At 70.8% G+C, this 25,611-nt stretch carries 21 protein-coding genes; 11 read left to right on the top strand and 10 right to left on the bottom strand.

Features of this window, described 5'->3' with window-relative positions; all coding sequences use genetic code 11:
- Window positions 1–197 precede the first annotated feature (197 nt).
- Window positions 198–857, bottom strand: a complete 660-nt coding sequence (locus ACVTJA_RS52195; protein WP_465832392.1) for an SCO family protein — start codon at window positions 855–857, stop codon at window positions 198–200.
- A 303-nt stretch (window positions 858–1,160) separates the two neighbouring features.
- On the opposite strand from ACVTJA_RS52195, the gene ACVTJA_RS52190 reads away from it, so the two are divergent.
- The 7 genes from ACVTJA_RS52190 to ACVTJA_RS52160 all read left to right on the top strand — a co-directional run bounded on the left by ACVTJA_RS52190 (window position 1,161) and on the right by ACVTJA_RS52160 (window position 8,840).
- Window positions 1,161–1,448, top strand: a complete 288-nt coding sequence (locus ACVTJA_RS52190; protein WP_465832390.1) for a hypothetical protein — start codon at window positions 1,161–1,163, stop codon at window positions 1,446–1,448.
- Window positions 1,445–2,377 (top strand): cytochrome c oxidase subunit II, encoded by a 933-nt coding sequence (locus ACVTJA_RS52185; RefSeq protein WP_465832388.1) that lies wholly within the window; start codon window positions 1,445–1,447, stop codon window positions 2,375–2,377. The genes ACVTJA_RS52190 and ACVTJA_RS52185 overlap by 4 nt, the downstream gene beginning before the upstream one ends.
- Window positions 2,374–4,128: a cytochrome c oxidase subunit I gene (locus ACVTJA_RS52180; RefSeq protein ID WP_465832386.1), complete on the top strand. Its 1,755-nt coding sequence runs from the start codon at window positions 2,374–2,376 to the stop codon at window positions 4,126–4,128. The genes ACVTJA_RS52185 and ACVTJA_RS52180 overlap by 4 nt, the downstream gene beginning before the upstream one ends.
- 31 nt (window positions 4,129–4,159) lie before the next feature.
- A complete protein-coding gene (locus ACVTJA_RS52175; protein WP_465832384.1) occupies window positions 4,160–4,756 on the top strand; it encodes a hypothetical protein in 597 nt (198 codons plus the stop codon).
- Window positions 4,757–4,884: 128 nt separating this feature from the next.
- Window positions 4,885–5,853: a c-type cytochrome gene (locus ACVTJA_RS52170; RefSeq protein ID WP_465832382.1), complete on the top strand. Its 969-nt coding sequence runs from the start codon at window positions 4,885–4,887 to the stop codon at window positions 5,851–5,853.
- A gap of 108 nt (window positions 5,854–5,961) precedes the next feature.
- Window positions 5,962–7,071 (top strand): glycoside hydrolase family 19 protein, encoded by a 1,110-nt coding sequence (locus ACVTJA_RS52165; protein ID WP_465832380.1) that lies wholly within the window; start codon window positions 5,962–5,964, stop codon window positions 7,069–7,071.
- A gap of 284 nt (window positions 7,072–7,355) precedes the next feature.
- Entirely contained in the window at window positions 7,356–8,840 is a 1,485-nt protein-coding gene (locus tag ACVTJA_RS52160) for a hypothetical protein (RefSeq protein ID WP_465832379.1), read from the top strand.
- A gap of 16 nt (window positions 8,841–8,856) precedes the next feature.
- Here ACVTJA_RS52160 and ACVTJA_RS52155 read toward each other — a convergent pair whose 3' ends face one another.
- Together ACVTJA_RS52155 and ACVTJA_RS52150 are read right to left on the bottom strand one after the other, a co-directional pair.
- Entirely contained in the window at window positions 8,857–9,363 is a 507-nt protein-coding gene (locus ACVTJA_RS52155; protein ID WP_465832377.1) for an arsinothricin resistance N-acetyltransferase ArsN1 family A, read from the bottom strand.
- Window positions 9,360–10,091 carry a hypothetical protein gene (locus ACVTJA_RS52150; protein WP_465832375.1) on the bottom strand — a complete coding sequence of 244 codons (732 nt, stop codon included), beginning with the start codon at window positions 10,089–10,091 and terminating at the stop codon, window positions 9,360–9,362. Before ACVTJA_RS52150 ends, ACVTJA_RS52155 begins: the two co-directional genes overlap by 4 nt.
- A gap of 222 nt (window positions 10,092–10,313) precedes the next feature.
- Between ACVTJA_RS52150 and ACVTJA_RS52145 the strand changes: the two genes are divergently transcribed.
- Window positions 10,314–10,739: a nuclear transport factor 2 family protein gene (locus ACVTJA_RS52145; RefSeq protein WP_465832374.1), complete on the top strand. Its 426-nt coding sequence runs from the start codon at window positions 10,314–10,316 to the stop codon at window positions 10,737–10,739.
- Between the two features lie 59 nt (window positions 10,740–10,798).
- Here the strand turns inward: ACVTJA_RS52145 and ACVTJA_RS52140 are convergent, their stop codons facing one another.
- On the bottom strand, window positions 10,799–12,610 hold the full coding sequence (locus tag ACVTJA_RS52140) for a sensor histidine kinase (protein ID WP_465832373.1): 1,812 nt from the start codon (window positions 12,608–12,610) through the stop codon (window positions 10,799–10,801).
- 433 nt (window positions 12,611–13,043) lie between these two features.
- Between ACVTJA_RS52140 and ACVTJA_RS52135 the strand changes: the two genes are divergently transcribed.
- The 3 genes from ACVTJA_RS52135 to ACVTJA_RS52125 all read left to right on the top strand — a co-directional run bounded on the left by ACVTJA_RS52135 (window position 13,044) and on the right by ACVTJA_RS52125 (window position 15,319).
- Window positions 13,044–13,868, top strand: a complete 825-nt coding sequence (locus ACVTJA_RS52135) for a hypothetical protein (RefSeq protein WP_465832371.1) — start codon at window positions 13,044–13,046, stop codon at window positions 13,866–13,868.
- A gap of 63 nt (window positions 13,869–13,931) precedes the next feature.
- Window positions 13,932–14,504 carry a YceI family protein gene (locus ACVTJA_RS52130; protein WP_465832369.1) on the top strand — a complete coding sequence of 191 codons (573 nt, stop codon included), beginning with the start codon at window positions 13,932–13,934 and terminating at the stop codon, window positions 14,502–14,504.
- Complete coding sequence (locus tag ACVTJA_RS52125; RefSeq protein ID WP_465832367.1) at window positions 14,501–15,319, top strand: QcrA and Rieske domain-containing protein; 819 nt, start codon at window positions 14,501–14,503, stop codon at window positions 15,317–15,319. The genes ACVTJA_RS52130 and ACVTJA_RS52125 overlap by 4 nt, the downstream gene beginning before the upstream one ends.
- Before the next feature lie 141 nt (window positions 15,320–15,460).
- Here ACVTJA_RS52125 and ACVTJA_RS52120 read toward each other — a convergent pair whose 3' ends face one another.
- The 6 genes from ACVTJA_RS52120 to ACVTJA_RS52095 all read right to left on the bottom strand — a co-directional run bounded on the left by ACVTJA_RS52120 (window position 15,461) and on the right by ACVTJA_RS52095 (window position 25,513).
- Complete coding sequence (locus ACVTJA_RS52120) at window positions 15,461–16,630, bottom strand: CBS domain-containing protein (RefSeq protein ID WP_465832365.1); 1,170 nt, start codon at window positions 16,628–16,630, stop codon at window positions 15,461–15,463.
- Window positions 16,631–17,077: 447 nt separating this feature from the next.
- Entirely contained in the window at window positions 17,078–17,251 is a 174-nt protein-coding gene (locus tag ACVTJA_RS52115) for a hypothetical protein (protein WP_465832363.1), read from the bottom strand.
- A gap of 212 nt (window positions 17,252–17,463) precedes the next feature.
- Window positions 17,464–17,643, bottom strand: a complete 180-nt coding sequence (locus ACVTJA_RS52110) for a hypothetical protein (RefSeq protein ID WP_465832361.1) — start codon at window positions 17,641–17,643, stop codon at window positions 17,464–17,466.
- An 88-nt stretch (window positions 17,644–17,731) separates the two neighbouring features.
- Window positions 17,732–18,841, bottom strand: coding sequence for an ArsA family ATPase (locus ACVTJA_RS52105; protein WP_465840734.1), 1,110 nt, complete (start codon window positions 18,839–18,841; stop codon window positions 17,732–17,734).
- 11 nt (window positions 18,842–18,852) lie between these two features.
- On the bottom strand, window positions 18,853–19,797 hold the full coding sequence (locus tag ACVTJA_RS52100) for an ArsA-related P-loop ATPase (RefSeq protein WP_465832359.1): 945 nt from the start codon (window positions 19,795–19,797) through the stop codon (window positions 18,853–18,855).
- A gap of 196 nt (window positions 19,798–19,993) precedes the next feature.
- Entirely contained in the window at window positions 19,994–25,513 is a 5,520-nt protein-coding gene (locus ACVTJA_RS52095; protein ID WP_465832358.1) for a CHAT domain-containing protein, read from the bottom strand.
- Window positions 25,514–25,611 lie beyond the last annotated feature (98 nt).

Here is a 25,611-nt window from a genome sequence, read left to right as displayed (position 1 = left end):
TGGCGTTTCGCGCAGGTTCAGGCCAGCCCGCCGTCGTGATGTGGGGCTGGCTTCTCGCGATCGCACCGGAGTGCCTCGCGATGACCGTGGCGCTTCGGCCGGGTACACACAAGCAACTCCGCCTGGGGCCGCTGTGTGGCTCCTCCGGTCGGAGTCCTGCGTGGTTCAACCTCTCGCTGCCTGTGAGGCTCCTCCGCTCAGTGCCCTTCGCGGTTCAGCCGGTCGATGTCGCGGATGAGGCGCTCGGTGGATTCGCCGTCGGCGCTGTCGTAGTAGCCGCGAATCTGGCCGTCCCTGTCCACGAGCACGAAGTGCGTGCCGTGGAAGATGGAGAGCAGGTCGTCCTCGGGAGCGCCGTCCTCGCGGCCCATGCTGATCTTGAACCCGTTGACGATGGTGTCCTTGAGCTGCGCGTAGTCGCCGGTGAGGAAGCTCCAGCGGTTGAAGTCGGCGCCGTGGCGCTGGCCGTACTCGGCGAGGCGCTCGGGCGTGTCGTACGCCGGGTCCACCGAGAAGGACACGAGCTGCAGCTGCGCGCCGAGCGACGCGGTGCGCTCCTGCACGCCGACCATCTTCCGCGTGAAGGCGGGGCAGATGGTGGGGCAGCGGGTGAAGATGAAGTTGGCCACGAAGGGCCGCCCCCGGAGCTGCGCGCTGCCGAAGGGCTTGCCGTCATGGCGCGTGAAGGTGAACTCCGGCATGGCGCCGAGCCGCGGCAGTGGCTCGCTGCTCCCGCGCAGCAGGGCGACGCCGGCCGCGAGCGTGAAGCCGAGCGCGACGACGGCGATGCCAGCCCAGAAACCAGGGCGCTGCGTGAGACGGACGGGAGGGGCCGCGAGGGTGGATTCGGCGGACATGGGCTCCCCAGGTAACGGAAGCCCGGGGCCGGCACAAGCGCGGCCAGGCCCACTGCGACATCCTGTCTTCTCACGGGATGTAGGTGGCGCACGGCCGCTTCCGGGGCAGGCAGGCCCGGCTCGGGAAGCGGGCCCTCTCGCGAGCCCGATACCTCCGAGGCGCTGTCCGCCGGGTGCGAGCAGTTCCTCTCACGGGCGCGGTGCCAGGGCGCTGGTGAGCGAACCCGTCATCTCCGAGGCGTGGCCCGCCAGGGGGGCGAGGCAGGGGCTCGGGTGGGAGTCGCGGGTGCCTTGAGGGGACCCGTGCCGCGTGCTACCCGAGGGGTGGTGATGCCCGCCGAGCGCCCCACCTCCGGCCATGACCTGACGACCCGCCGTTCAGACGCGATGGCCCGAATGGCCTCGTTGCTGACGGTGTTGCTGGGCCTGTTGCCCGCGGAGGTGCTCGCGTGCCCGTCCTGCACGCTGCGGGCCCCCGAGTCGACGGTGCGCTCGGCGTTGCTGCTCGGGGCGCTGGTGCTCGCGCCGTTCCTGCTCGTGGGCGTGGGCATCTGGGCCGCGCGAAGGTCGATGCGCGAGGAACACCCGTGAAGGTGCTGCCCGCTGGCGTCCTCGCGGAGGTGCTGCGCGCGCAGGGCACTCCGGCCACGGATGCTCCGCGCAACGCTGGGACGCAGCCACTCCCGTCCGCGGCGTCCGCTCCTTCGGGCTCGGACGCTCCGACTGGTACGGGGACGCAGTCTTCGCACTCTGGCGTGCCCGGCACTCCGCGCAACACGGGGACACTGTCGCTCCCCGAGGACGCGAGCACACACGGCCACCGTATCGACGCCCTGCTCGCCTGGAGCCACCGCTTCGATGCGGTCCTCATCGCGGTGGCGCTCGGGTGGCTGGGGCTCGCGGTGTGGCGCTTCCGCAAGGCGAAGCAGGCCGCATCGGACGGAGGCACGCGCCGCTCGCGAGCGTGGGTGCTGGGGCTCGCGCTCGGCGCGTTCGTGGTGGTGGACGGGACGTTGCTGTTCGGCTCGGAGGGCTACCTGCGCGACGTGCTGTGGAACTTCCGCGTGCCCGCGGAGGACCCGCGCACGGTGCGCATCGAAATCAACGCGCACCAGTGGTCCTGGGAGGCGCGCTACGCTGGCGAGGACGGCCGCTTCAACACCCCCGATGACGTGGTGACGTGGAACGACCTGCGCGTCCCGGTGGGTGTGCCCGTCTGGGTGCAGCTCGTGTCCACGGACGTGGTGCACGGCTTCTCGCTGCCGCACTTCCGCGTGAAGCTGGATGCGATTCCGGGCCGCGTGAATCAGACGTGGTTCCAGGCCGCGCGCGAGGGCGCGTGGGAGGCCGCGTGCTACCAGCACTGCGGCACCAGCCACTACCGGATGCGCGGCGTGCTCACGGCCATGTCCCCGGAGTCCTACGCCACCTGGCTGCGCGAGGCCGGGAAGCAGGCCGCGCAGTCGTACGACGCGGAAGACGTCGCGGCCCACTGGGGCTGGGAGTGGAAGGCGCCATGAGCATGTTCGCCTCGGACCACAAGGCGGTGGCTCGGCGGTACCTGTGGGGTGGGTTGGGCTTCCTGCTGCTCGGAGGCCTGCTGGCGCTCATCATCCGCTGGCAGTGGGCGTTTCCGGGACAGCCGGTACCCGGGCTCGCCTGGGCCATGCCCGAGTCGCACGGCGCGATGACTCCGCCCGCGTACACGGCCGTGTTCACCATGCACGGCCTCATCATGATTTTCTTCGCGGTGACGCCGCTGCTCTTCGGCGCGCTGGGGCACTTCGTCCTGCCGCTGTCCATCGGTGCCCGAGGGCTCGCGTTCCCCCGGCTCTCGGTGCTGGGCTTCTGGCTCTACGCGCTCGGTGGAGCGCTGGTGCTGGGCTCGTTCGCGGTGCGGCTCGGACCGGCGAGCGCGGGGTGGACGTCCTATCCGCCGCTGTCGACATCGGCCTTCACGCCGAGCCTCGGGCAGACGCTGGTGACGGTGGCCGTGCTGTGCGCGGCGGCGTCCTCGTTCCTCTATGGGTTGAACTTCGTCGTCACCGTGGTGCGGTGCCGCGCGCCGGGGATGACGTGGGGCCGGCTCACGTTGACGGTGTGGGGGCTGTTCTTCGCCTCGGTGCTGAATGTGTTGTTCGTGCCGGTGCTCGCGGCGGCCACGGCGCTGCTGTTGATGGACCGGCTGCTGGGCACGCAGTTCTTCATCGCGGGCGCGGCGGCGGTGGGCGGAGGCGGCGACCCGGTGGTGTACCAGCACCTCTTCTGGCTGTTCGGCCACCCGGAGGTCTACATCCTGATTCTCCCCGCGTGGGGGATGGTGGGTGACTTCGTGGCCTTCTTCAGCCGCAAGCCCGCGCACGGCTACCGGCTGACGGCGGTGGCCATGGGCACGGTGACGGCGCTGAGCGGGCTCGTGTACGCGCACCACCTGTTCACCAGCGGGATGTCGCCGTTGCTCGGGCGCACGTTCATGGTGCTCACGCTGCTCATCTCGCTGCCCGCGGAGGTGATGTACCTCAACTGGCTGATGACGCTGTGGCGCGGGAGCGTGCGGCTCACGTCTCCGATGCTCGCGGCGCTGAGCACGATGATTGTCTTCGGCCTGGGTGGCATCACCGGTCTGTCGCTGGGCGCGGTGGCCACGGACGTGCCGCTCCACGGGACGCTGTGGGTGGTGGGCCACTTCCACCTGACGATGGGCGCGGCCAGCTTCCTCGCCGTCTTCGCGGGGCTCTACTTCTGGTTCCCGAAGATGTTCGGACGCGCGCTGCACGAGGGGCTCGCGAAGGCGCACGTGCTGTCGAGCGCGGTGCTGTTCCTCGGCGTGTTCGGCGGGCAGCTCGCGGCGGGCTACGCGGGGCAGTTGCGGCGGCTGTATGACCCGTACCAGTACACGTACCTGAAGCACCTGCTGCCGTTGAATCAGTGGACGTCGGCGTGCGCGTTCCTGCTCGGCGCGGTGCAGGTGCTGTTCATCGTGAACCTGGTGTGGACGTTGGCGGCTGGACGCAAGGTGGGGGCGAACCCGTGGAAGGTGGGGACGCTCGAGTGGACGTGCACTCCGAGCCCGCCGCCCGCGTGGAATTACGACCCCGTGCCCATGGTGCTGCGCGGGCCGCATGCGCTGTCGCAGCCGGAGGTCCTGGAGAAGCTGGGCCGGGACTGGATGGGACAGGCGGAGTCGCTTTCGGAGGACTCCGAGGCGGAGTCGGGGCAGGGTGCCGCGGAGGGCATGGGCGGCACGTCCACGTCGGGAGGTGCTGCGTGAGTCCCACGGTGCCAGCGCGCGGGAGGAAGCCATGAGGCCTTCGGCTTCCATGTATGCGTCGTCGCATGACGAGGACCGCTCCCAGCGGGACGCGGGGACGCGGTGGCTCGGCACGGTGCTGGGGCTCTCGGCGTGGTCGATGTTCTTCGTCTCGCTGGCCTTCGCGGTCGGCTGGTACCGCATGCGCGAGCCGTGGCCGCCGCTGCCCATCTCCACCGTGCTGCTCGCGCTGTCGGGGCTGCCGCTCGTCTTCGGAAGCGCGGTGCTCCATCGTGCCGCGCGCGTCCAGCCCGTCAGCCCCCGGGAGGCGCGGCGGCTGTTGCGCCTGCTCGGAATGGTGCTGGCATCGGGCGCGCTCTTCGTCGTGATGCAGGCGGCGTGGACGCACCTCGCCTTCTGGAGCCATCACTTCCGCATCCCCGATGATGGCGTGCCTGCCTCCGCCTTCTACGGGCTCACGGCGCTGCATGTGTTGCATGTGCTCGCCGTCCTCGCGGGCGTGTTCTTCTCCACCGTGCGCCTGAAGCGGAGCGCGGAGGTGGGCGATGCCCTGCGGCGGCTGTCGCTCGGCGGGTACTTCGTGACGGCGATGTGGCTGCTCCTCTTCGTGGCGGTGTACCTCCCATGAGTGCTGACGGCTTCCTCGGAGCTTCGCTGCAACAGCGCCATGAGCCTGCCGGGCCCGTAAGCGTATCGGTCGCGAACCGCTCCGCCCGTGCGCCGCGCACGCGCCAGGCCTCGCCCCACCGCGTCTGGATGTTCGCGGCCCTGCTGCTCACCGTGGCTGCGTGCCGCTCCAAGCCCGCGCCCACGTTCGAGCCGCTGAAGCTCGCCGACGGCCGCGTCATTCCGGCCGAGATGCTGTCTCGCGGGTACGTGGTGTACACGCACTACTGCGCGTCCTGTCACGGTGAGCAGGGAGACGGACAGGGCCCGGCGGGCCGGGGCATGCGGCCGGTCCCTCGGAGCTTCCGTCAGGGCCTCTTCAAGTTCGGCGGAGTCGCCGCGGGCGAGCTACCCGCGGACGACGCGCTGAAGCGCACGCTGCGCCGGGGCCTGCACGGCACGCCGATGTTCGCCTGGGACGTGCCCGACTCGGACCTGGACGCCGTCATCCAGTACCTGAAGACCTTCAGCCCGCGCTGGAAGGACGAGGCCCCCGGGCAGCCGCTGTCCCCCACGCCGGACCCGTGGAAGGGCCGCGAGTCCGAGGCTGTCGAGCGCGGCAAGGTCGTCTACCACGTGGCGGGCGCGGGGAACGCCGGCTGCGCGAGCTGCCACGTCGCGTACGTGCCTCGCGCGGAATTGGCCGCGATGATGGAGAAGGTGCTGGGCCGCAAGGTGGACCTGTCCAAGGTGGACCCGTACACCGCGCAGCCGAGAGACTCGGAGCACGCGGTGGCCGTCGACGCGAAGGGCGAGCCCTCACAGACGGCGAAGGTGCTCCCGCCGGACTTCCTCTTCCACCCGCCGCGCACCGTCTGGTCCGAGGGCGACACCGTCGAAGGCGCCCCCTACACCGCCGAGCGCCAGCGCGAGGACCTCTACCGCGTCATCGCCGCCGGCGTGGGCGGCGCGGCCATGCCCACGTGGAAGGGCGCCATCCCCGAGGAGAACCTCTGGGCGCTCTCCTACTACGTCCAGACGCTGGTCCGGCTCCGGGACACCGACGAGGCCCGCGCACTCAAAGAGCGCCTCCGCGCCTCCACCACGCACGTCCAGTGAGGGCGGACTGATTCGGGAATCAAATAACCGCATTTGGGACGAAACGTTTTCTCAGCTCCGCCGAAAATGTGGGCACGCAGCATCTCCTTCCCCCCGGGAGCCCTCCTCGTGACTACCTACTCAGTTCGCAGCGGCGACACCCTCGGTGCCCTGGCCCGGCGTTTCAACACGTCGGTGGACAAGCTGGCGAAGGCGAACAACATCTCCAACCCGGACCGCATCTACGTCGGGCAGAAGCTCGTCGTGGACGGGTTCGACGCGCCCAAGGCGACGGGTGGCGGCTCGGGTGGCTCCAGCTACACGGTGAAGTCCGGTGACACGCTGAGTGGAATCGCGGGCCGGTTCGGCACGTCGGTGGGCGCGCTGCAGAAGGCGAACAACATCTCCAACCCGAACCTCATCTACGCCGGCCAGAAGCTCACGATTCCGGGCAGCGGTGGCGCGGCGCCGACGAAGCCGTCCTCGGGCGGTGGCGGCACGTACACGGTGAAGTCGGGTGACACGCTGAGCGGCATCGCGGGCCGGTACGGCACGTCGGTGAGCGCGCTGCAGCAGGCGAACGGCATCAAGAACCCGAACCTCATCTACGTGGGGCAGAAGCTCACGATTCCGGGCGGAGGCGCGTCGCCGGGCAAGCCGTCGAATCCGCCGCCGGTGGGTGGGGTGAACGGGCCGAAGCCGGCACCGGGTGGCTCGGCCGGAGTGACGGTGGCGCAGCTTCGCGGGGTGATGCCGAACCTGTCGGAGGCGAAGGCGAAGCAGTACCTGCCGTACCTGAATCAGGCGATGGCCGAGGCGAACATCACCACGCCGCAGCGCAAGGCGATGTTCCTGGCGCAGCTCGCGCACGAGAGCGGCGAGCTCCGCTACATGGAGGAGATTGCGTCGGGCGCGGCGTACGAGGGCCGCAAGGACCTGGGCAACACGCAGCCGGGCGACGGCGTGCGCTACAAGGGCCGTGGCCCCATCCAGCTCACCGGCCGCGCCAACTACCGGGCCGCGGGCAATGCGCTGGGCATCGACCTGGAAGGCCACCCCGAGCGCGCCAAGGACCCGGACGTCGCGTTCCGCATCGCTGGCTGGTACTGGTCGTCGCGCAACCTCAACAGCTACGCGGACCAGGGCAACTTCCGCGAGGTCACCCGCCGCATCAACGGCGGCTACAACGGCATGGCGAGCCGCGAGGCCTACTACAGCCGCGCGCAGAACGTGTTCTGAGTCGCAGGCCGACTGGCAGGGCACCACGCGGTGACGCGAGGACCGTGGGCCGGTGGGGCCTCGGTCCTCGTGGTGCTTCTGGGGCGCGGTGGGCTCGGGGCGCCGCGGAATGAACGTTCATTCCGCGAACCCGCCGCCCGCGAGCAGGGACCCGCCGCGTCTCGCGCAGGAGACGGAGGCATCCAGCGAATGCGATGCCGGGTCGAGCCACGGGCCTGATCTCAGGCATCTACCGTTGGTCCACCCACTGCAATGGGCCGGTCGTTCCCTACAGGAGCGCGCCCATGTCCCGAATCGACCCTTCCGGCAGTACCGCCGTTCCCATCGACACGCCCGTGGAGGTCTGCACGACGCCGCCCCCGTCCAAGGCGAAAGCGAAGGAGACCTCCACTCCTGCGTCCGCCGCACGCAATGAGCTGCGCGCCTACGACGGACCCACCGCTCGCGCACCGAAGGGGCCCACCTCCCAGACGGCGCCGTCCTCCGCCGGACCGTCCATCTCCGCGGGAGAGATGACGGCACGCGGCGGCAAGCTTGGCCCCTCGACCGCGTCCTCCTCCCAGGTACCGGACAACGTCTACTCGGACATCCGCACGCACCTGACGTGGGGCATGCGGAACCTGAGCATCAACGGGGACGACGTGAAGGCGGTGCACACGGCGCTCGGGACGCTGCAGCCCGGGGCCTATCGCGCGGCGCTGGACAAGATGGAGAAGGACGGCCTGCTCGCGGACTACGTGAAGGAGCAGGACCCGGCCTCGCGGAAGGCCTTCCTGGAGCAGGCCGAGTCCAAGGGCATGCTGGAGCGCCGCAAGGGCACGGCTCCGGCCGGACCGCTGGGCTACCCGGCCGAGCCCGACTTCTTCCGCAACGACCCGAAGCTGCCCGAGTCGATGCGCAAGGCGGTGAACGAGCACGCCATGGACGTGGGCAAGGCCTACTACCAGGCCCACGCCGAGTACCTCGGCCGCTACGTGGACGCCGTCAACGGCGCGAAGAGCCTCCGTGACGTCCGGGCGCTCGGAAGGCCCCAGGAGGCGCAGCTCAAGGACAACGTCCTCGGCATCGGCAGGAAGGACCCGGCGGGCGAGTCGTACGCGGCGGAGTGGAGGCGCGCCATCGGCCAGCCGCGCTCGCTCAACCTCGCATACCAGACGGTGAACGCGCGGCACCGCGAGCTGACCGATGAGCGGGCCGGAGGCAGCATCCAATTTCATGGCAAGGGCTCGGTGACGTCCCACGGCGTCAAGCTGAGCGAGCAGGTGCAGGTCGATACCCGGGGCAAGGCGGGTGCGAAGACAGAGGCGGGCGTGGTGCTGAGCGGTGGGCGCCTGGAGGTCGAGCTCAGTCAGGACTCGAAAGGGGCGAAGAACGTGGAGACGACACTGGACCTGGGCCTCCTCAAGCTCAGTGTGGACTCGGAGGGGACCAAGAAGGTGGAGCTGGGCGCGGGCAAGCTCGCCAGTGTGTTCGTGACGCTCAACGAGGAGAAGGCGGAGCTTGGCGGCGGTGTCCTCGCGGAGGTCGAGGCCGGTGAGAGCAAGCTCGAAGGCGAGGTGGGCTACACGATGAAGGGCCTGTCCGCCGACCGGGCGCGCGAGTCCTTCGACAAGGACCACCGCGGCGTCTTCGACCTCCCGCGCGAGCTGGAAGCCGGGAAGTCCTGGGATGCGCTCACCGAGAAGCAGCGGGCGGCCTACGCGAAGGAGGATTGGACGCGCGGGGAGTGGACGGAGACGATGGCCCGCGAGCAGCGCAAGCGTCAGTAGCGCGCACGGCCCGCGTTCAGCGCAGGTTCGCGGGCAGCAGCTTCTCCACCACGACGATGTCCTGCCACACGCCATCCATGGGGGCGTGCTTCTCGTGCAGGCCCACCTCACGGAAGCCGAGGCTCGCGAGCAGGGCGCGGCTGCGCGTGTTGGTGGCGAAGACGCGCGAGGTGAGCTTGTGGAAGCCGGCGGCCTCGACGGCTTCCAGCAGTGCCTCCATGGCGAGCCGTCCCGCTCCGACGCCCCGGGCGTCCGGGGCCACGTAGATGCTGAAGTCGGCGATGCCCGCGTAGCACTCGCGCGGGCTGTACGCGCCGCTGGAGGCGAAGGCGACGACGCGGCCCGCGTCCTCCACCACGATGACGGGGTGCCGCCCGCCGAGCCACTTCGAGATGTCCTCGGGCGTGCGCGGCCGGGTCTCGAAGGTGGAGCGGCGCTCGGCGATGCCGGCGTTGTAGATGCTCGCGACGGCCGCGCAGTCCTCCGAGGTGGCGGCTCGGGTGCGGAAGCGGGTGGGGCTCATGAGGGCTCGGGCGGCAGCGTCGCGCGGGGTGGTTCCCCAGCCCCGGGCTCCGGCTTCGGGCGCATCAGGTACGCGGCCACCAGGGGCAGGTGCCACGGGAAGAGGAAGATGGCCAGCAGCGACCAGGGGACGTTCATCAGCGCCGCGGATGCGGTGGGAATCATCCACACCAGCCCCTGGAGCACCATGCCCGTGGCGCCCAGCCGCTGCAGCGCGCGGGACTCCATCCACTGGCCGAAGAGGGCCAGCAGGGGAGGAGTGACCACCAGCGTCGCCTGCAGCATCTGGAACGTCTCCCGGATGCTGCCCGGGAAGCTCGCGCTGAGGAGCGCCACGAAGAGGAGCTGGACCAGCATGGACAGCACCGTGATGCCTACGGCCCACCAGGAGATTTCCTGCTTCGCGCCGCGCTGGCCTCCGGCCTCCTGCCGCACGGCTTCCAGCACGTCCGGGTGGACTTCCAGCGCGTACGGGTAGCCCAGCTCCAGCAGGGCCTCCACCGCCGCGGCGCGCACCGTGCGCCCATTGCTGCCCGTCCTGTCGCGGGCCTCCTCGGGCAGGTCCATCAGCGACAGCAGGAAGTCCGCCCGGGCGCGCGGCGTCTCGTCATCGGCGGGCGGTCGGGCAATCGCCGCGAGGAGCGCATCCACCTCGGCCTGGATGACCCCGGGCGAGCTCATCGCTTCCTTCAGCTCGGCGAGGGACTGCGCGGGCACCCACGGTGCCACCGGGGTTTCTTCCGACGGCGGGGAGTCAACGGCGGCCGGTGGCGCGGAGCGGGTTCGGGTCGAGGCCATGGGTGGGCGGAGGACAGTCTACCGCCAGGGCGCGCGGCCGGTGCTCGCTGCCGTCGGCCGGAGGGCAGGTGAGCAGGCTCGCGGCGGAGCAGGACCTGCCCCACATGTGCACCCTACCCGCGTGTAACCCCATCACGACGAGCGAGGAAGCGCATGGCGATGGAACGAGCGCAGCGGTTCGTGAGCGCGCTGAAACGGCTGGAGGAGGAGGGCAACCTGGAGGACATCGTCTCCCTCTTCAGCGACGACGCGCAGCTGAGCAACGTGGCCTCACCCCGGGTCTTCTCCGGACAGGACGGAGCCAGGAACTTCTGGAGGGAGTACAAGGGCACGCTCGGCCAGGTGAGGTCCACCTTCCGGAACATGATTGAGGCGGGAGACCGCGTGGCCCTCGAGTGGGAGACGCAGGGCACCGCGAACAACGGCGCCGCCGTGGCGTACGAGGGCGTGTCCATCATCGAGTGGGATGGGGACCGCATCCGCCGGTTCTACGCGTACTTCGACCCGCACGCGCTCGGTCAGGAGCTGTCGCAGAACACCGCGCCCCGCTCGGAGGTGCCCGCCACCACGCCCGCGTGAGCGCGTGAATCCTCGCGGCGCCGGTGTCCCGCCGTCCGTACCGGCTGGTGCGCGGCGGCTCACCCGGGCGCGGGCTCGCGGGGCAGCTCCACGGTGACGGTGGTGCCCTCGCCGGGCTCGCTCTCCAGGTGGATGCGCCCGCCATGGGCCTCCACCACCTGCCGGCTGAACCACAGCCCCAGCCCGAAGCCGCCGTAGTGGCGCAGCGGCACCGCGCGCCCGAAGCGCTGGAAGAGGTGCGCCTGCTGCTCGGGCGGAATGCCGATACCGCGGTCCCTCACCACCAGCCGCACGAAGTCCCCGGGCGCGCCCGTCACCTCCAGCTCCACCGGGTGGCCCTGGCCGTACTTCAGCGCGTTGGACACCAGGTGCGTCACCACGCCGTCCACGCGCGCGCGGTCCCACCGGCCGGGTAGGGCGGAGGGCGCGAGCAGGTGCACGGCGGTGCCCGCGCGAATCATCTCGTCGCCGAAGCGGCCCAGCACCTCGCGGCACAGCTCCACCATGTCCACGGGCTCGGCGTCCAGGTGCAGGCGGCCCTCGGAGAGGCGCGATACCTCGAGCAGCTCGCGCACCAGCCGGCCCAGCCGGTCCACCTGCTGCACCGCCGCCGAGGCGCGCGTGCGCACGTCCTCGTCCACCGGGCCGCGCTGCAACCGCGCGAGCTGGAGCTTCAGCGACGTCAGCGGCGTGTTCAGCTCGTGGCTGGCGACGGCGAGGAAGTCGTCGCGGAGCTGCAGCGCCTGCTGCGTCTGGTGGAAGAGGTGCGCGTTCTGCACCGCCGCGGTGGCGCGCCGGGCCAGCTCCAGGGCCAGCGTCAAATCCTCCTCCGTGTGGTGGCGCCCGGACAGCGAATGGCCCAGCGTCAGCGAGCCCAGCACGCCCTCCGGTGTCGTCAGCGGCACGGACAGCCAGGAGCAGGGCGCCAGCGCCCGCAGCAGCGCCCGCTGTGGCTCGGCGCCCTCTCCGTCCTCCACCCATGCGGCGTCCACGTGTGGGTGGAAGGCGGGCTGCCCCGAGTCGAGTGCCCACACGGACGCGCGGCCCTCCTCCGCCGGGTGCCAGCGACTGGCGGCGAGCAGCGCGGCGGACTCGGGCATCAGCGCGTGGAAGGTGCGGCGTACCTCCATGTCCGGCCCGCGCACGTCGATGATGCAGAAGTCGCCCAGCGAGGGCACCAGCGCCAGGGCCACGCCGCGCAGGCTCCGCCCCGCGTCCAGCGACGTGGCCAGCGTGGCGGTGGCGTGCTGGAGCAGCACGGTGCGCTCGGCCTGGCGGCGCTCGGCGGCGAGGAGGCGGGCCCGCTCCAACGCCATGGCGGCCTGCTGCGCCAGCATGTCCATGAAGGCGCGCTCCTCCACGTCGAAGCCGCGCGACTCCAGCCACGTGAGCGCGAGCACGCCCACCACGCGCCCCCGCGCCGACAGCGGCAGCGCCGCGGAGGAGTAATCCCCGGGGTACGCGGCGCGGATGAGCGCGGCCAGCTCGGGAGCGTCCTCCTTCACGAGCCCGGGGCCGGTCTGCCAGACGGGGATGCCGGTGCGCGCCGCATCGGTGACGGGCATGCGCACCGTCAGCGGCACGCGGGCGAGGGCGGGCAGGAGGGCGCTGTCGTAGTGCACGGCGTGCGCGAGCTCCAGCGTGGTGCCCGCCGCGTCCAGCAGGAAGAGGATGCCGGCGTCCGCGGGCATGGCGCGCACGGCCTCCTCCACCACGGCGCGCGCGACGTCTTCCGGCGTGAGGGCTCCCGAGAGCGCCAGCGTGAGGGCCTGCAGGCTCTGCATGCGCGCGGTGGCGAGGTTCGCCCGGGCGCGCGCCCGGCGCTCATGGGTCGGGAACTCCAGCAGCGTACCCTGCCAGCGCTTCTCCATATGCGGTGCCCACCACGCATGGGGCGGGTGGACAGGAGCAACCAAAACGCATCCGGAGCCGAATTTCCGGCCCCGGATGCGACGACTGTCGTGCGCTCGTCAGTCCTCCGGAGCCAGTGAACAGACCGCACCGGTAGGGCCGTGAGTGGGTGGGCCTGCTGGGTGACAGAAGTTCGTGACTCGCATGCACCTTCCGTCCCGCGCCTCGGGGCGCTACCGTCGCTCGACGCCGTCCCGGAGGAATCGCGCCGGGCTTTACTGGCAGGAAGGTCATGCGCCGGTCTCCCGCAGCCGCCTCCGCGGCTCCGCCCATTGCGTTCCGTTTTCGACATGCCCCTGCCCCGTGGGGACGCGGTAGCCTGCGGGGCGGCCCCGGGCCATTCGGGAAGGGTGGGGCCGGCTGCCTGCTTTCGCGCCTACACGGAAACAACTGATGACCCGCATCGTCGCTCTCACCGTCATCCTCTCCCTGCTGTGCACCTCCAACGCCTGGGCCCAGCGCACCACCTACGAGCCCACGAAGAAGAGCCAGACGACCAAGAAGAAGCCCGCGAAGACCTCGAAGTCCTCGAAGCGCAAGAAGGCTCCGCCCGCTCCCACGCCGGCGTCCCCCGCCGCCGAGGACGAGGAGCAGGCCGCGCCCACGCCCATGGAGGCCGAGCCGAAGAAGGCCCAGCCCGCCGGGGACGCGCCGAAGCAGCAGCAGCCGGAGACGCAGGGCACGCCGCCGTCCGCGGGGGACTCGTCCTCGCTGGACTTCGACCTGCTGGAGCCCGCCGAGACGGCCGCGGCCGCCCAGGCCGACCCGGAGCTGGAGGCGAAGGTCCACCGGCGCCGCACCATGCTCAAGCTGCACCAGGGCCTGGGCTTCGCGCTGACGGCGAGCCTGCTCGCCACCACGGTGGTGGGGCAGCTCCAGTACAACGACTCCTTCCGTGGCGGCGGCGATGACCGCAACCTGCTGGCGCTTCACCGGGGCCTGGCCATCGGCACCTCGGCGATTTTCGCCACCGTGGGCCTCCTGGGCCTGTTCGCGCCCGAGCCCTTCGAGAAGGAGTTCCAGTGGGACACGATTACCGTCCACAAGATGTTCATGATTGCCGCCACGCTGGGCATGTTGTCGCAGGTGGTGCTGGGCATCATGTCCACGCACAACTACGGAAACCTCTCCGAGCGGGACTACGCCCTCGCGCACCAGGTGGTCGGCTACACGACGATGGGGCTGGTGGCGGGCGGTGTCGTCACCCTGTTCTTCTGAATCTTTTCGCGCCGCCGCCGTTCGGCTTCGCAAGGCCCTGAACTGAGTTCCCTGGAGGTTGACGTGATTGCTCGACGACTCGCCCTGCTTGCCACCCTGCTGCTCGCGCTGCCCGCCGCCGCGCAGGGACAGATTTACGCGGTGAAGAAGGACGCCAGCTCGCTCACCTACAAGCTGAAGCACAAGCTGCACGAGGTGGTGGGCACGGCGAAGCCCAGCGACGGCAAGGCCAAGCTGCTGCCGGACGGCACGCTGCAGGTGGCGGTGCGCGCCAACGTGAAGGACTTCGACTCGGGCAACTCCAACCGCGACGCGCACATGCAGGAGGTGACGGAGTCCGCGAAGTTCCCCCTCATCGACTTCAAGGGCGTGGCCACCGGCGTGAAGGTGCCCACGAGCTACCCGGCGACGGTGCCGGTGACGCTCAAGGGCAAGCTCACCTTCCACGGCGTGACGCAGGACGTGTCGCTCCCCATGACGGTGACGTTCACCTCCGCGAAGGAGGCCACCGCCGAGGGCGCCTTCGACATCAGCCTGGAGGGGTACAAGATTGAGCGCCCGTCGCTGCTGATGGTGAAGGTGGACGACAAGCTGGTGCTGGAGCCGAAGCTGGTGTTCGTGGTGGAGGGTACGTGAGCACGTCGCGTCGAGGTTTTCTGAAGGGCATCCTGGGCACGGGCGCTGCGGGCGCGGCGGCGGCGACGCTGCCGGGCTGCGCGCCGGACATCGACCCCGCGCCGGTGACGGACGTGACGGCGAGCGCCGCCGGCACGGTGGACCTGCTGGTGCCGCGCTACCCGGACCTGGAGCCGGTGGGCGGCGCGATTACGGTGCGCGTGCCCGGGCAGGCGGCGCCGCTGCTCATCGTGCATACGAAGAACGAGGGCGCGCAGGACGACTTCAACACGGTGTCGTCCATCTGCACGCACGTGGGCTGCCCGCTCGGGTTCGACGGCAAGGACGTGGTGTGTCCGTGCCACCTGTCGAAGTTCAACCCGAAGGACGGCGCGGTGCTGCAGCGGCCGGCCACGGTGGGGCTGCGCACGTTCCAGACGACGTACAACTCGGGCACGCGCGTGGTGAGCGTCAACGTGCTGAGTGGTGACGAGGACTTCCCGGCGGCGGTGAATGGCACGGTGACGCTGCCGTTCAGCCAGTTCCCGGACCTGAGGAACAACGGCGGCTCGGTGACGGGGACTCCGTCCGGCTACGGCAATGCCATCTTCGTCTCCCGGCTGCAGGACGGGACGCTGGTGGCGGTGGACTCCATCTGCACGCACCTGCAGTGCCCGGTGGAGCTGCGCTCGGCGGAGAAGGACCTCTTCTGCGCCTGCCACCAGTCCATCTTCACGCTGCAGGGTGACGTGGTGCAGGGGCCGGCCACGATTCCCCTCAAGAAGTTCACCGTGACGGAGACGACCGACGCCGTCGTCGTCAGCAACGTGCGCTGAAGCTCCGTGCGACGACGGAGAGGGGCCCGCGGTACGCCCCTCTCCGCCGCGAGGGCTCGCGCGAGCTGGCCGGGCCGCCGGCTCCAGAAGGAGCGCCTGGACGAGACAGCGCTCCGGTGAAGCCGGCCCAGCCTGTGCCAGCTAACCCAGCCGGCTCCAGAAGGAGCGCTTGGACGAGACGCGGTCCAGCGCCTCCTGGAGCTCCTCGTCGTAGTCGGCGCGGTTGGCGATGTCTCCCATGGAGATGATGCCGACGATGCGGTCATCGCGCTCCACCACGGGGATGCGGCGAACCTGCTTGCGGCCCATGAGGGCGATGACGTCGTGGATGTTCTCGTCCGGCAACACCGCCTCCACGTCGTCCGTCATCACGTCCGAGACGCGGAGTTGGTCCGGCGTCTTGCCACCCGTGAAGCCGCGAATCACCAGGTCGCGGTCCGTGACGATGCCCACCAGCGCGCCCTTGTCGTTGACCACGGGGACGACGCCGCAGTCCTCGTCCTTCATGACTTGCGCCACGTCGCGCAGGGAGCTGTCGAGCCGCGCGGTGCGCACGTTGCGCGTCATCACCTCGCGCGCGGTGAGCGGCTCGCGCTGCCAGCGGCGGCGGCCTGTGGCCTGACGGGTGTCCGTGCTCCCGCGGCTCGTGGGGCCCGGTGGGTAGTACTGGCCGCGGTCCTCGCGACTCCGGTCGCCCGGGTACTGGCGCTCGTCGCGGAAGCGGTCGCCCATGCGGTGCATGCCCTCGCGGAGGCGGTCGCCCATGTGCTGCATGCCCTCGTGGAAGCGCGAGCGCTCGTCGCGGTACGGCTCCGTGCGCGGGCCCTGCACGTCCTGGGGCTGGGGCTCCTCGGCGCCGTAGCCGTAGCGGTCCCACGGGCGGTAGTCCGCGCGCTGCGGAGGCATCTCGGTGTCCTGCATGCCCATGTCACGGCGGTTGCCGCGGCCGGTGGCAGAGCGCGTGTCGCGGTTGTCGCGGCCGTAGGGGCCCATGCCGTACTCGGCGCCTTCCCAGCCGGCGTCGCGGTCATCCAGGTTCGTCACCCCCGTGCGCTGGGTTCCGAAGTCGCGGTCATCCACGTTGGTGCGGACCTGGGCCATGCGCAGGGACGCGGCGCGGTGGAAGCGACCCTGGCGCGAGCCGGGCTCCTCGTCGCGGGCGGGATTCCAGCCGGTGAGGTCGGACTCGCCGCGCTCGCGAGAGCCGGGCGGGGACACGTCCGGGCTCCGGTGCGTGCCGGGCTCCGGCGGAGGGTTGCGCTGCGCGGTGCGGAAATCGTCCTTGCCGTTGTCCAGGTTCCTCTGGGCCATGCCATTGCCTCCGGCGACGTCGGGTGTTGGGGCCCGGAGGGTGGAGATGACCCGGGGCGGCACCAAGGGGACCGGGGGCGGGGCGTGGAGGCACTGTCCTGTCCCGGGCGGGTGCGGCGCCCCGGCCGCTCGCGAGCGGACACCGGCCGTGCCGTATGGCGGACACTGCGTGCGTGGATGCAATGCGCTACGAGGCTGGGAGCGTGGACTCGCCGGAGGCGACGAAGCACGTGGGAGCCGCCCCGAGGCGATGAAGCGCTGAACGCAGCGCACGGAAAAGACGAAGCGCGTACCTCCCGGGTGGGAAGCACGCGCCTCTTCCGCGCTCTCGCGCGAAGACTCATCTCCTGCCAGTGGACGGTGAGGCGCGAGCGAGACGCACCCCGCGACAGCAGCACCTTCCCCCGAAGGCCCTGAAGGCCCGCTCCTCGCTGTCCGTGGCGGGAATCAGTCGACGGCGCAGCAGGGGTCGCCGGCCTCCTCGCAGCACGCGAGCGTGGTGTTCGGGGGCATGGGCTTCTGCTGCGGCTCACAGGTCTCCGTGGACCCCTCGCCACCGCGAACGCGGGCCAGGTCCTTCACGAACAGCTCCTTGATGGTCTTCGTCTTGGTGGTCTTCATGGTGAGCTCCCCTCAATGGGTGGTGTTGCCGATGACCTCGTCGGTAGTCATTGGCGGGTTGAAACGAATACGTTTGCAGCCGATTTTTCTGGTCGTTTCACTCCACCCGCGTGAGTGCCGTGAGACATCGGGTGTGAGTCATGAGACATGAAAAAGCGCGTGCCCTCGCAGAGAGGACACGCGCTGGTGCAGCAACCGTGTGAGCCGTGGGCTCAGTAGCAGCAGTTGTCGTTCTTCTCCTCGCAGCACGCCTGCGAGGTGGGCGCCGGAGCGCTACACGTCTGCGCATCGGTGGAGGTCGTGGTGGTGGGCGTGGTGCCTTCGCCGCCACGAACGCGAGCCAGGTCCTTCACGAACAACTCCTTGATGGTCTTCACCTTGGTGGTCTTCATCGTGCGGCTCCTGAGGGGGAATGCCGGTCGCCGATTCGACCGGCGAAACACAGATTATGCATTTGTAACAAAGTAAGAAAGAAGAGAGTCATCCCACCGCGAGCGCATCGCCAAGCCGTACGAGCCCGCTGAACTCTTCCAGCTCCGCGCCAGCATCCGGGGCCGCGACGGCGATGGCGCCGGTGGGAAGCTGCTCGGCGAGTCGTGAGAGCAGCGCGCGATGCGACTCCGCGCGCGCGTGCTCCGTGGCGGCGAGGCGCGTCAGCGCGGCGACTCCGTGCTCCGCGTGCGCATCGTCCCCCACGTGCTCCAGCAGCGCCTCGGGATGGGCGAGTGCGTCATCACGCGCCCAGCTCCGGTTGAGGATGTAGCCGGCGAAGGGGAGGCCTCGCTCCACGAGTGTGTCCCGGAAGAAGGCGGCTTCACGCAGTGCGGCGGACTCCGGGGAGGTGACGAGGAGGAAGGCGGCTTCCGGTGAGGCGAGCCGCGTGCGCAACCGCTCCGTGTGCAGGCGGATGCCGGCGAGGAGTCCACCAAAGGCGCCGACGAAGGTGCGCATCTCACGCGTGAAGCCCGCGCCGAAGACACCGTCCAGCACGCGGCCCACCAGGGCCTGCGCGCCGCGCCACAGCCGTGTGCCGTGGGTCTGTTCTTCCGGACCGAAGAGGGAGACGACGCGCTCGTCGAGGAAGCGCGACAGGCGGCCCGGAGCGTCGAGGAAGTCGAGCGCATGCCGGCTCGGGGGCGTGTCGAGGACGATGAGCTCGTAGCGGCCGTCGTGGAGGAAGCCGTCGAGGGCTTCCGCGGCGGCGTACTCCTGCACGCCCGCGACGAGCTCGGAGAGGAAGCGGTAGATGCGGTGCTCGAGGATGGCGCGCGCGGCTTCGGGCGTGGGTGCGAGGCGGTGAATCATCCGCTCGAAGACGAGGCCCGGCTCCAGCATCCACACGTCCAGTTGGCCCGGGCCGGGCGGGCCGTCGGAGAAGAGGTGCTCGGTGGGAACGGTGGTGGGCTCGGAGCCGTTCTCCGGAAGGCCCATGACCTCGGCGAGACGTCGTGCCGGGTCGATGGTGAGCACGAGCACGCGTCGCCCGGCGCGCGCGGCGGCGACTCCGAGCGCGGCGGCGGTGGTGGTCTTCCCCACGCCCCCCGCGCCGCAGAGCACCAGCACGCGCTTGTCATGCAGCAGGGGATTCATGCCGCGGGCGCTCACGGTGCCGCCTCCCGCACCGCGTCCTCGGCGGGCGGTGGCGCGAACGTGTCCGCGAGCTGCTCCACCAGCTCCGCGCCCGTCACGGGCAGTTCCGGCAACGTGAGCAGCGGCACTCGAAGTGCCGCGGCCCATTGCGCCTGTGCGGCCCGCGCACGCTCCAGCCTCGCGAGCGCGCGTGAGCCCTGATGCGGCCCATGCGCCGCCAGGAGCTTGCGGAGCGCAGCATGTGACTCGGGAGTGAACGGGTCCTCCGGCATGCGGTTGAGCACCCCCGCCGCCAATGGCAATCCCAACCGCTTCAGCTCCGACGCCTGCGTGAGTGCCTCGCTCACGGGCAGCGGCTCCGGCAGGCTCGTCAGCAGCACGGCGGTGCGGGCCGGGTCCTGGAGGAAATCGAGCCCCTCGCGCACCGAGCGCCCAATCGGTCCACCCGGCATCAACGCCAGCACCGTGCTCGGCAGCGAGGCAATCGCCAGCGCATGGCCCGTGGCGGGCAGGTCGATGACGGACAGTGGATACTCGAACCGTCCATCTACCCGCCGGCGCCGCACCAGCGAGAGCATCTGGTACAGCAGCCCCATCTCCCGCAGCGCCGGGCCCGCCTCCAGGAAGCGGCGCAGGGCGCGCGAGCGCAGCGCGGCCTCGGACAGCCAGCGCACGTGGAGCGTGTCCTGGAGGAAGTGCCGGTGTCCCTCCGATGCGGCCAGCCGCAGGAAGCGCAGCCCGGGCCGCACCTGTGTCACCCGGAGCCCCGCGTCCCGCGCACCCACCAGCGAGCCCAACACGGACGGGCCGCCCTCGTCCGGGGCCATCTCCACCAGCAGCACGGGCCGGCCCGAGCGCGCCGCGGCCACCGCGAGCGAGGCCGCCAGCGTCGTCTTCCCCACGCCTCCCTTGCCCGACACGAGCAGGGCGCGCCTGTTCCACAGGGCTTCGAGCACCGGTCACCGTCCTGTCGCGCGCCCGAGAGCGCCGTCTCCACACAGTGAGGAAGGTGCCGCGCCGCGACAACCGCCGCTCCCGCGCGCCGTCCGCTGGCCCGCACTCAGCCGCCCGTATGCCCGGCCGCCCTCCGGATGGAGCGAGGCCTCCTGTGCTGTCCGCAACGCGTGGGCTGAACGAGGGTCCCGAGTCGCCTCAGGCTCCCCACCAGCGGAACGCGGCCAGATGGACCGGCTGGCACAGTTCGTCCAGGAGCTCTTCTCCGGAGAGCCCGTGGATGGCGGATGACCCGGCGGCCTCCGCGAACGGGACGATGGACCTCGGGTCGGCCTGGAAGTCCCGCAGCGAGAAGACCTGGCGCAGCATGTCCAACTGCTCCAGGACCTGCCTCGCGCTCATCTCGGAACGGGCCTTCTCCCGCAGTGCCTCCAGCAGGCCCGCTGTTCTCGACAGCGCCCACGCGAAGACAGACGCGCCGTGCCCATGGCGTTGCCTCGCCAGTCCATACTGCTCGCAGAGCAGCGCCTTCACCGCATCATGGACAGGCCATGCGAGGTCGATGACCGCCGCTGCGCCGTTGGACAGGAAGCTTGCAGCGAGCCCGGGGATGCGGTCCCCGTCATCATGGACCGCGCGGGAGAAATCCGCCCTGCCCGCGGTGTGCGCCCACAGCTCCACCACTTCGCAGCGAGGCAGGCGCAGGTCCAGCGTGTTCCACGTCCGGAAGTGCCGGTTCCCCTCCAGGCGCATCATCACCGTGGTGTCATTGAACGACTCCGCCCCTCCCACGCCATAGAAGCGCAGCGTGTGCAGGCGCTGCACGTGGGGCAGCAGCGCGTCCACCTCCACCACCTTGGAGGCATCCAACCGGCGGGGGTCCACGATGAGCGCGGGCGGGTGAAGCCGGCGGAGCGTGCCCAGTGCCGCCTCGCCGAAGTGCGTCGTTCCCTCCTCGTGCTCGCGCGCGAGCAGGCACGCGGTGACGTCGCGAGGCCTCTTCGTTGAGTCGATGGAGAAGGTCGTGAAGTCGAGCGAGGGGGAATGCACCACCGCTCCGAGTAGCGATGCCAGGGGTTGCCCATCCACGCGCAGCCCCAGCCATGGCAGGGGACGCAGGGCGCCCGGTGCGAAGACACGCCAGGAGAGCGGGCGCTCCTGCCCTACGGTCTCCAGCAGCGACTTCAACGTGGGCGCGAGGGCCGCCTCCACGCGTGCCCAGGCCTCGCGGCGCGGCCCGGAGCTGCCTCGTCGTGGGCCGGTGTCCTCGGGGTATGGCGTCAGCAGCTTCAGCAGGGCGGGCATCACCTCGCGGCTCTCCACGGTGAGGACGCTCTGCCGGGGACCCGAGCCGTCGTTCCAGCAGGCCATGAGTCGCGGTGTGCCGCGGGACGTGAGCGCCACGCCCAGCACGCCCAGGCCCGCCGGGAGCTGATTCAGCCAGGCCTCGGTCTCCGGAAGCTTCCGGACGGGCAGCAGGATGCGCGAGGGCGTTTCGTCCGTGTCCTCCAACTGCTTGCGTACCTCCTGCTCGGCGGAGAGCAGCAAGCTCCACTGCTCGCGGGCTTGGGTTTCGAGCAGGGCCGAGGCCCGGATGGCCGCGAACGCGGCGGTGCGCGCCTTGGGTTCCGGGGGCTCCACCGCATCGCATGCCTCTCCCAGACTCCAGGCGGTGTAGCCGGTGAAGTCCCGGGTCTGCTCACGCAGCGCGCCGGACGACAGGACGTACGGGTCCAACGGATGGGGCAACACCTGGCCGTCTTCCCGGGGCGGAAGCAGCGGGAGCAGCGCCGCATCCGAAAGCGCCGTCAGCAGGAGCCGGCGACGGGTGAGCACGTCTCCAATGGAGCGGAAGAGGTTGGCTGGCTCTTCCGGGGGCATGCCCGCGAACCGTGCCAGCCGGTGCAGCAGGGAAAGCCGCAGGTCCGCCGCGTACTGGAGGCACGCCACCTTGTGCGCGGCATCCGCCGGATGGTGATGGACATGCGCGTCCAGGTAGTCCTTCAGCATGGCGCGGTAGGCAGGGCCCGGCGTCCCCGTGGTCCACATCAGCGGTGCGCCGTCGTCACCGGGATATCCCCAGATTGAGCCTTCGAGCCGCGACAGGGCCTGGTCGAGGACCTCGGTGTGTGGCGAGGCGCCAGGCATCGGCTGGATGTCCTGGTAGGCCCGCGAGAGGCAGACCCGCAGCTCCCGGGGCGTGAGGTACTGGAGCGCCCGTGGCGCGGCGTCCGAGGCTGACACGTGCAGCGCGAGCGCCGCCGACATCCGGTGCCAGGCCGCGATGTACGGGCCCTCTTTCGGCTCGGTTCGCGCGAGCCGCTGCGCCGCCTCCACCACCCGGGCGAAGCGGGGACGCACCTGCTGCTCGCAGCCGGCGAGCAGCTCCAGCGCGTGGGTGGTGGCTCGAAGCGCCTCCCAGGTCCCCTCCGTCAGGTGCTCCACGGCGGGAGCGAGCCACGCCAGGGCTTCCTCGTGTGCGCGGACGAGGTCATCCACGGAGCGCCCGGCATCCCTCCATCGCAGGCACCGCCACCGCGCTCGCGCGGACAGGGCATCCGCGTCCTCCGAGGCAACGGACTCCAGCAACCGCTCCGCGCGGGCCAGTGCCACGTCGTTCGGAGCAACGCACGGAGTCTGCTCTCCCATGGCCAGCTCCAGCCAGAGATGGGCCGCCTCGATGGACAACCGGCTCCGGTCCTTCTCCGGCAGTGCCGGCGCGGCCAGCGCCTCATGGAGCCAGGCCAGTCCGGCGAGCAGGTTGTCGGCATGAGAAGAGCTCAGCCGGTCCCTCAGCGTGCGTGCCACGGAGATGGCCTGGTCCGGAGTCGGTGTGGCGTCCTCGCCGAGCGTCGACACGCGAGCGAGCCACTCCTCCTGTGCGTCGTCGAAGGCCATGGGCCGGGGGGCCTCCAGCGCGAGCAGCCGGTCCAGCTCGGCCTGCTCCTCCGGGGTGAGCTCGCCCTCGACGGGAGCCCAGGCCTCCTCTGGATGCCAGTCTGGAACACCCACGAAGCGGAAGCCCGCCCACGCCACCGGGCAGGTGAGCTTCAGCTCGAGGTCGTGGAATGCATCCGCGCGCGCCGGACCTGGACCTGGGGACGCGCCCAGGAACTCCCATCCGGAATCCGAAGCGTCCATTTCGGGTGCCTCGGCGCCCAGGCTCGCGGCGAAGGTCAGGATGGCTTTGCGCGTGTCTTCTGGTTGTGTGCGGAGGCGCCGCATCAGCCTCGAGCAGCCCTCCTGGAGCCACCAGCGCTGGGCCTCCGCGAGCGCGCGAGCAGCGTCCGTGCCCCGGGCCAGCTCCCGTCGGTACCTCAGCACCAACAGCCCCGTGACGGAGTCCGGCACCTCCCACAGGGTGCCGATGGCCGTCCGTGCGCCGCTCTGTACGAGGGAGATGTCGAGCCCCAGGCCCTCGTTGGAAGGCGGCGTGAGCGGGTCCGTGGGCCGGTGGACGCCGGACTCGCACGCCCAGACTTCCACGCGCTCGGTGCCATGGAGGACTCCCTGCAGGTGGGCGGCGGGCCACCAACCCGAGGCGAGCTGGAGTCGGGGCAGCTCTCCGGGTGAGTGCTCGCCGTGGGTGTAGATGCAGAGGGTCCGCGCCCGGGCCGCCGCATGCCGCAGCGTCTCGGGCGTGACCTGGTCTCCAACGAGGCGCCGCTCACCCGGAAGCTCCGGCTTCAGCCCCATGTCGTGGAAGCGGGTGCCCCTGCCCGCCCCCTTGGGACGTGGCGCGGGGACGGGGATGACCACCACGGCTTCCGAGCGGGGAGGAACGGCCGCCGGCCGCAGCCGCATCGGGTACAGGGAGGGCAGCCAGATGAGGGAGTCGAATCGGTCGATGGGCCGCGCGCCCTCGGGGCCCAGGGCCGCGAGCGGCAGGCGCGCCGCGTCGCTGGAGGGCAGGAGCACGACCCGGCTCGCGCGCCGGGTGGGGAGCACCGGGGACAGGTCCATGCTCGCGAAGAGCGTGGACAGCCGCTCGGCATGGGCAAACTTGTCCAGGCTCTCCGTCGCTTCATGCAGCAAGGGGAAGAGCCCGGGCGGGACGGGCACCGAAATCGACCGGCCCACCAACTGCCCCTCTTCCAGCCACGCCGCCACGACGAGCAGGTCCTCCCGCAGGTCCAGGCGGAGCAACACGTGGTCGGGATGCTCGCGCAGCAACGCGCGCAGGTCCTCCGCCGTCATCTCCCGGCCGCTGACGCTCCTGGCGTGCACGAAGCCCGGCTCGGTACGAGCCAGGGCATGCAGCAAGGCCGCGGCCTGCTTCTCGCCCACGTCGGCGTGCTCCTTCAGGTGCTGCACCGGTACGGAGTGGGCGCGGGCTTCGCGCAGGATGGCCACGACGGCGGCCGCGTCTTCAGCCTCGTCCCCATCACCCCGGGGGAGCTCCGCCTGCTTGCGGATGAGCTCATCGAGGAACGCCCTCTGCGCGCCAGGTGAGGCGGACTCCAGGGCCCCGGCCATCTCCGCCAGCCAGTACGTCCGTTGATTGGTGGCCCGTTGCCGCTCATGGACTTCGCGGCCGACCCGGCTCCGGGGCCTCCACATGTGGTTGGACATCTCTTCCGCGAAGCGGAGGCCGCTGGTGTTCTCCAGGACGAGGAAGGCCGCCACCGCGTCCCCCTTGTCGTGAGCTGCGATACGGGCGGCGAGCGACGCGGCGGACTGGAATGGCACGGACGCCGCGTCCGCGTGGAAGTTGGCGATGGTGCTCCTCGCGCGCTCGATGATGGCGCTGTCGATGAAGCGATGCAGTCGCTCCAGCGCCGCGTCGGGCGCCTCGGCGAGGCGGAGCACCCGGGCCAGCTCCTTCCACGTGTCCGCGCCCGTGAGGTCTTGCAGCCGGACGCGCATGAGCAGTGCCTGGGCCCGCGCCACGCGGTCCGGAGCGCTTCCGTCCAGAATCACCCGGGCCAGGGCGAGCTGCTCTTTCGCTTCGAACCGCTCATCCCGCTCCCGGAGTGCCTCGGTCAGGAGCTGCTCGGCCTTCTCCAGGTCCGCCGGCTGTCCCCGCTCCCGCAGCAGCTCCGCCCAGGCCAGCCGCACCCGGTGGGTGACGTGGCCCGTCTCCTGCTCGAAGAGGGAGCCCGCTTGCGCAATCTCGCGCATCGCCCGTTCATACTCACGGAGCGCGCCCTCGGTGTCGTCGCGGTGCTGCCAGCGGAGGTTGCCGAGGTTGAGGTGGGTCTCCGCGCGCTGCTGCAGGGCAATGTCCCCGCAGCGCTCGTACTTCTCCAGCGCGCTTCGGTAGAGGCGCTCCGCCTCGTCGAGCAGGGGCGTCGGTTCCCCGTCCGCGCCGTCCTCGTGCACCACGAGCGCGATGCGGCGCAGCGTCACCGCGAGCGTGTTCTCGGTCTGGGCATGGCGGTAGGGAACCCGGGCCCTGGCAGGGGAGGCCGCCGCCTTGCGGAGCAGGTCCTCCGCCTGGCGCAGCGCGCGGAGGGTGATGTGCTCGCCCTCCGACAGGATGTGGCCCAGGTCATGACGGGCCGTGGCCGCGGCGGCGCCGACATCGTCCTCGGGGTGCTGGGCCACGGCCTGCCGGAACAGGTCCAGCGCCTCGCGCCGCCGCCCGTCCTGGAAGAGCGCGCGAGCCTCCTTCAACAGTTCCTGGGACTTGCGCCCGGCGGAGGTGGAGACCATCTCCGCGTCATACTGCCGGTTCAGATGGGTGGTTTCGAGCTCGCGCACGGGAAAGGGCATCATGGCCCAATCCCTGACGTGCACGGACGTCTGCCATTCAATTCATACGCGACGCGCGACGCGCCGCCCGGCGGCCATGATTGCGAGTCGAAGCGTACCGG

Source organism: Pyxidicoccus sp. M6, assembly GCF_055568925.1.
The sequence above is the reverse complement of the archived record's forward strand: the minus strand, read 5'-3'. Positions and strand labels throughout refer to the sequence as shown.